Source organism: Photorhabdus kleinii, assembly GCF_025384885.1.
GTDB classification, from domain to species: Bacteria; Pseudomonadota; Gammaproteobacteria; order Enterobacterales; family Enterobacteriaceae; genus Photorhabdus; species Photorhabdus kayaii.
Map to the genome: position 1 here is coordinate 1 of NZ_JAJAFY010000093.1, position 5561 is coordinate 5561.

Consider the following 5561-nt stretch of genomic DNA (forward strand, 5'->3'; position numbering starts at 1 on the left):
CTGGGGCACTTGAATTATTTAGCGGTAAAATGGGCAACTCAACCGGACTATTACCCATTATCGGCCCATGAATACTTATACGTTAAAGTGGCTTCTTTAGCTGCTTTGCCACATAAATGCCCCACACTTTTTTATGCTCTCCCCAAATAGTAGAGCATAAAAAACCTTGGGGCACTACATTGGTGTTATGCTGTGATAGATAATGTAGAACTATCAACCATACTCCAGCTAGCTCATAATTTTGATGCTAGGATACCAACGCTCAAGTTGTGCTTTTAGCTTGCCATTCAGAACGGTCATCTGAGGGGAACATTAAAAGATTACCCCAAGGTAATGAGATGGTTCCCCTCACTCTAACGGCAGTATATTAGCAGAGTGATTATCTTTGATAAGAGGCTACCATCATGAACACTATCGCACTGATTGGCATCGATCCCGGCAAGCATTCTTTTCATGTCCATTGTCAGGAGCAATCGGGAAAAGCTCTGCTACGTAAAAAATTCACCCGAACTAAATTGATGGAATTCTTAGCCGATTGCTCTCCGGCAACGGTTGTGATGGAAGCCTGTGCTGGCGCGCATTTCATGGCAAGGCGGATCGCTGATTTGGGGCATGAGGCTAAGCTGATTTCACCGCAGTTTGTCCGTCCTTTTGTCAAAAGTAACAAGAATGATTTTATTGACGCGGAAGCCATCTGTGAAGCCGCCTCACGACCTTCAATGCGTTTTGTTCAGCCCAGAACGGAAGCCCAACAAGCCATGCGAGCGTTGCATCGTGTCCGGGATAAAGTCAAAACCACCAATCAGATGCAAGCTTTCCTGCTTGAGTTTGGCATCAGTATGCCCAAGGGGATTGCCGTGATAAAACGACTCTCCACTGTTTTGGCCGAACATCCTCTTCCACCTTATTTGGTGCAAATATTACTACGGTTACAGGCGCATTATCACTATCTGGTTGGACAAATCACCGAGATTGAGACCGCACTGTCACAGGAAATCATTCAGGATGATACCGGACAACGGCTGATGACGATCCCCGGTATTGGTCCCATCACGGCGAGTGTGCTTTCCTCACAACTGGGTGATGGAAAACAATATTCTCGCAGCCGGGATTTTGCGGCCTCGACGGGTTTGGTTCCCCGCCAGTACAGCACCGGGGGAAGGACGACCTTATTGGGTATCAGCAAACGGGGAGACAAGAAGCTCCGGCAACTGTTGGTACTCTGTGCCCGGTCATTCATGCAACAGATTGAGCACCGGCAGGGAAAACTGGCTGACTGGGTTAAGCAGCAGCTTGAACGAAAGCACTCTAATATCGTGGCCTGTGCATTGGCTAATAAACTCGCCCGGATAGCGTGGGCTATTACGACACAACACACGGTATTTGTCGCCTAAAGCTGGCGTCATTGTGAACCTATTTAAATGTTACCCCACTGGTTTTGCGAAGACTGATTATTGATGACATGAACGGCCTACCGGCCTGATGAGAAACCTAACATAAAAAATGGCTCTTTCAAGCCGACAAGGTTTTAAGGTTCATCAGGCGCGGAACTCATCGAGGCGCAGGCTCCTTGCCTACAGTGACGCCGGATAGATTTAAGCAAGCCAAAAATTCATCAAAAATGAGTGTTGCAAAAACGAGGGGAACCATAGATTTTTTATGCTCTCATCAAAAAAATCGATTGATTGCCTGTGTCTATGTGCATGCCCCTGCCATTCGTGTTTCACTGGAAACATTGTTGGCGTTTGCTGAGCCTATGTGCCAGACAGCACAAGCGCTCAGTCAACTGGTCACGGCTGATAACGTAGCATGATGAATTATAAAACCACCTTGGTACTAGACTTTATTGTGCTGTACACTGATGATGGGAATTATTTTTTAATAAGAAAATATGAATAATAAAAAGGCGCGCCCCACACCCCATGATGCTACATTCAAAGGGTTTATGGCTCAGATAGAGAATGCCCGAGACTTTTTTGACATTCATCTGCCGGAGAAAATTAAGAGGCTATGTGATTTTAATACGTTAACACTGACTAATTCTTCATTCATTGACCGTCAGTTACGTTCAAGAATGTCCGATGTGCTCTATTCGGTGAAAACTCAACAAGGTGACGGTTATATTTATGTACTTGTTGAACATCAGTCAACGCCGGATAAAATGATGGCATGGCGCATGATGCATTATGCTTTTATGGCGATGAATCAACACCTTCAACAAGGAAATAAGGAACTCCCGCTGGTTGTGCCCGTTTTGTTTTACCACGGTGATAGCAGCCCTTATCCTTTCCAGCAACGCTGGACACAATGCTTTTCATTACCTCGCTTAGCGGAAGAGGTGTATTTCAATCCATTTCCACTAGTCGATGTGACCGTGATTGATGATAATGAGTTAGTCAATCATCGCAAAATCGCCGTGATGGAACTGGCGATGAAACATAAAAATTTGCGAGACAGGGTTGAAGCTGTGACCACATTATTGGCACAGGCCCTTAAGTACAATTATAATAGTGACAACGATGTTGTTACTATTCTTAACTACCTGTTTGTTACAATGGATTCTCCACATTTTGAACAGGTACTTCAGAAACTGATTGAACAGGTAGGCAGCCATCAGGAGGCAATAATGAATATTGCACAGAGATTACGGGAACAAGGTATTCAGCAAGGTATTCAACAGGGCATTCAGGAAGGCATTCAGGAAGGTGAAAAACAAGCTTCAATTAATATTGCCCGTGCCTTTTTAAAGAATGGTGCCAGTATTGAACTGGTTATGAAAAGCACCGGTCTTAGCCGTGAAGAACTCCTCTCCTTACAATAACCTTTTCCTTTCTATTTTTTGTACTTTTACTCACCTTTTTAAGGTGGGTAAAAGTATTTGCTAATGTCAACAGGCGCGGAACTCATTGGGGCGCGGGCATTTTTGCTTATATGACGCCGGATAGATTTAAGCAAGCCCATCATAAATCAAAATTAGTCTTTGCAAAACTAAGATGGGTAACTATTTACATTAATAATAGGAGAGCATAAAAAAGTCTGGGGTATTTACGCCGCCATTGCATCTAAATTCGTGTTATTCAGTTTAGGGTACCAACGGTGAAAGAGACTTTCTAATTCATCATTCAAAACGGCCACTCGAGTTTGTAAAAGGTAATGAGCACCTTCTTGGCTCCACTGCATTTGCTGCTTTTTTGCCATTCTTTTTGCAATAACTTCATTCACTGTTGATTCCACAAATGCCGTTGAAATGGGTTCACTATAGCGATGCCGTTCCCCATAATTGGGGATCATACCTTGGTTATTACCAAGGTAAGTTATCATTTCCTCTAAATACCGCACCACTTTTTTACTGTTTTTATAGACTTGGTTATCTTCTTCATCATCACAAATGCCTAAACAGCTATCGAGCTGTTCTAGCGCCTGATCGACATTACCATGCCATAGGTACCATTTTGTTTTTTCGAGTAAATTTTTTAATTCTATACCAATATCAGAGCATTGTGTGATGAGCCCTTTAGCACACTGATTAAGCACTGTTAGGCGCATACTAATATGAAACCAATCTAAAATATGCTCAGCTTCGGGGTAAATCCCGATTTGCATCATTCTTAGGTTATCAGCCCCATCCGACAAAAATGATATCTGTTGGTTAGTTTGCATCCCTTGGGCATTGAGTACAGAAAGTAAGCGTTTCCTTGGATTATTTTCAAACGTGTGAACATAACCAAACCGTTTTGCTTGAATATTTTCGGCGTAAGCTTTTCCTGTAATGATTTCAAAATTGTTTTTTCGGTTATGGCAATCTCGGACATAACCCCCATCAAATCCTATCACCATCGGTTTTCCTGGGCGGGGTAACTGCTCATTGTCATAAGCGGTTTTATCGAGAAAATCGGGTTTCTCGGCTAACTCAGCTTCTTGTCGTTTAGCGACACTGATTAAGTGATTACGTACTGTGGCGGCATTTAACGTTTTATTAATGGGTAAAATATCTTTCAATCTATCCACAGTAAGATCGTAAGACATCAATGAGGCCCATTTAGCTTCAATATATTTTAGTTCGGGATGGATATTTTCGGGTAGCCATTCACTGAGCAAGCTGACTGATTTTGTATTATTTGTCTCACAGCTGCAGCGGTACAGTCGAAGCCCTTTAATCGGAATGACCCCAAATAAAGTATGATAATATCGAGTCTGATGATCTTTTATTTGACGACGTTGATGACAGTGTGGGCATCCTCGATGCGCTTGCATATAGGCTTGGCTTTGAGACTGTATGATAGCTAATTGAGCACTATTGATTAATGTCTTTGATTCGTTAAGGGATAATCCCAAAGGTTCATCTTGTTCGGTGGTTTTCTGTGACGTTAATAAGATTTCCTGATAGGTGGAACCATCATCGTGTATTACCTTTGCTGTCACTACGATTTTTATCATACGACCTCCGAAGTTAATGGATTATCTTTTCCTTAACTTATAGTAAGTTGAAACACCTATTCCGACGTTATCACAGGCTATTTTAAGGCGAATACCTTTCGCTTTTAATTCATCAACCATTGCGACCTTACGTTTATCTGCAGGAGGGCGGCCAGTCTGTTCCCCTCTATGCTTTTTAGCGGCAATTCCTTCAGCTTGACGTTCCCTAATCAGAGCTCGTTCAAATTGACTAAATGCTGACATCATATGCAATTGCAGTTCTTGTAGTGGGTTATTTTCATGTGCAGAAAAACAAATATTTTCTTTTAGAAAAATAAGTGAAACCCCTCGTTGTTTTAGATCAAGTGTTAAATTACACATATCCATCATATTTCGGCACAAGCGATCGATTGAATGAACAATCAATGTATCCCCAGATACGAGTATCGATAATAATTGTTGTAAATAGGGGCGATGCGTATCTTTGCCGCTGGCAATATCGGTAAAAACTGTTTTAACTTTATAACCTGAATTTTGAATCGCCATTTCTTGCCGCGCAGCATTTTGCTCAGAAGAACTGATACAAATATAAGCATAAATCATAGAATAATCCATAAAGGTTATAGAGGTTTTCATGATACTCTCTAAACCTCAATTTACACCACCTTTAGAGACAATTTAAGGGCTGAGATCGCTATTTACGTAAAAGTATACTTTCATAGAATCCAGTCTAAGCCTTGCGAGTAGTTTGGTGTATAAAAATCATAATCCTTTAATAACCGGTTGAGTCGATGGCGATTAAATTTGACGCGATTGAACTCGTCGAGGAATTCTTGGATGTCGCCAAACGTTGTGCTGTCATCACTTTCGACAATGGCTTCCAATAGCTTCAATGTCGCTTCGGTTTCATCATATTGAGTGACATCAGGCATACCTTGCCCACTGAGACAGAATGGCGTGCTTTTATTTGAGTCAGGTTCAATCGCTTCGATGCGGATATCCAGTAACCCATGCCGATAGAAATTATACTCATAAGTGAATTTATCACGGTTTTCGAAATGAAAAGACGCAAGTGAAACAGCCCAGGGATCATTATAAAAACTGAGACCCCCTTCATAGCTGATACCATAGTCTTTACCGTAGAT

General features: G+C 42.0%; 6 protein-coding genes. 3 read left to right on the top strand and 3 right to left on the bottom strand.

Going from position 1 to position 5561, the window contains the following annotated elements:
* Nucleotides 1–404 precede the first annotated feature (404 nt).
* The 3 genes from LG003_RS22285 to LG003_RS22295 all read left to right on the top strand — a co-directional run bounded on the left by LG003_RS22285 (nucleotide 405) and on the right by LG003_RS22295 (nucleotide 2821).
* Nucleotides 405–1394: an IS110 family transposase gene (locus tag LG003_RS22285; RefSeq protein WP_262981672.1), complete on the top strand. Its 990-nt coding sequence runs from the start codon at nucleotides 405–407 to the stop codon at nucleotides 1392–1394.
* 176 nt (nucleotides 1395–1570) lie between these two features.
* The gene (locus LG003_RS22290; protein WP_262981673.1) at nucleotides 1571–1813 is read left to right on the top strand and encodes a hypothetical protein; all 243 of its coding nucleotides are present in this window, start codon (nucleotides 1571–1573) and stop codon (nucleotides 1811–1813) included.
* Between the two features lie 78 nt (nucleotides 1814–1891).
* Nucleotides 1892–2821, top strand: coding sequence for an Rpn family recombination-promoting nuclease/putative transposase (locus tag LG003_RS22295; protein ID WP_152964028.1), 930 nt, complete (start codon nucleotides 1892–1894; stop codon nucleotides 2819–2821).
* A 224-nt stretch (nucleotides 2822–3045) separates the two neighbouring features.
* Here the strand turns inward: LG003_RS22295 and LG003_RS22300 are convergent, their stop codons facing one another.
* The 3 genes from LG003_RS22300 to LG003_RS22310 form a co-directional block, all read right to left on the bottom strand.
* Nucleotides 3046–4434 carry an ISKra4 family transposase gene (locus LG003_RS22300; protein ID WP_390894162.1) on the bottom strand — a complete coding sequence of 463 codons (1389 nt, stop codon included), beginning with the start codon at nucleotides 4432–4434 and terminating at the stop codon, nucleotides 3046–3048.
* Between the two features lie 24 nt (nucleotides 4435–4458).
* Nucleotides 4459–5052 carry a recombinase family protein gene (locus tag LG003_RS22305; protein ID WP_262981675.1) on the bottom strand — a complete coding sequence of 198 codons (594 nt, stop codon included), beginning with the start codon at nucleotides 5050–5052 and terminating at the stop codon, nucleotides 4459–4461.
* A gap of 80 nt (nucleotides 5053–5132) precedes the next feature.
* A partial coding sequence (locus LG003_RS22310) for a plasmid pRiA4b ORF-3 family protein (RefSeq protein ID WP_262981676.1) occupies nucleotides 5133–5561 on the bottom strand: 429 nt, incomplete at its 5' end.

What these genes read in the sequence shown, in the direction of transcription:
- LG003_RS22285 (WP_262981672.1), top strand. Translation starts at nt 405, where the DNA reads ATGAACACTATCGCACTGATTGGCATCGATCCCGGCAAGCATTCTTTT.
- LG003_RS22305 (WP_262981675.1), bottom strand. Translation starts at nt 5,052, where the DNA reads ATGAAAACCTCTATAACCTTTATGGATTATTCTATGATTTATGCTTAT.
- LG003_RS22295 (WP_152964028.1), top strand. Translation starts at nt 1,892, where the DNA reads ATGAATAATAAAAAGGCGCGCCCCACACCCCATGATGCTACATTCAAA.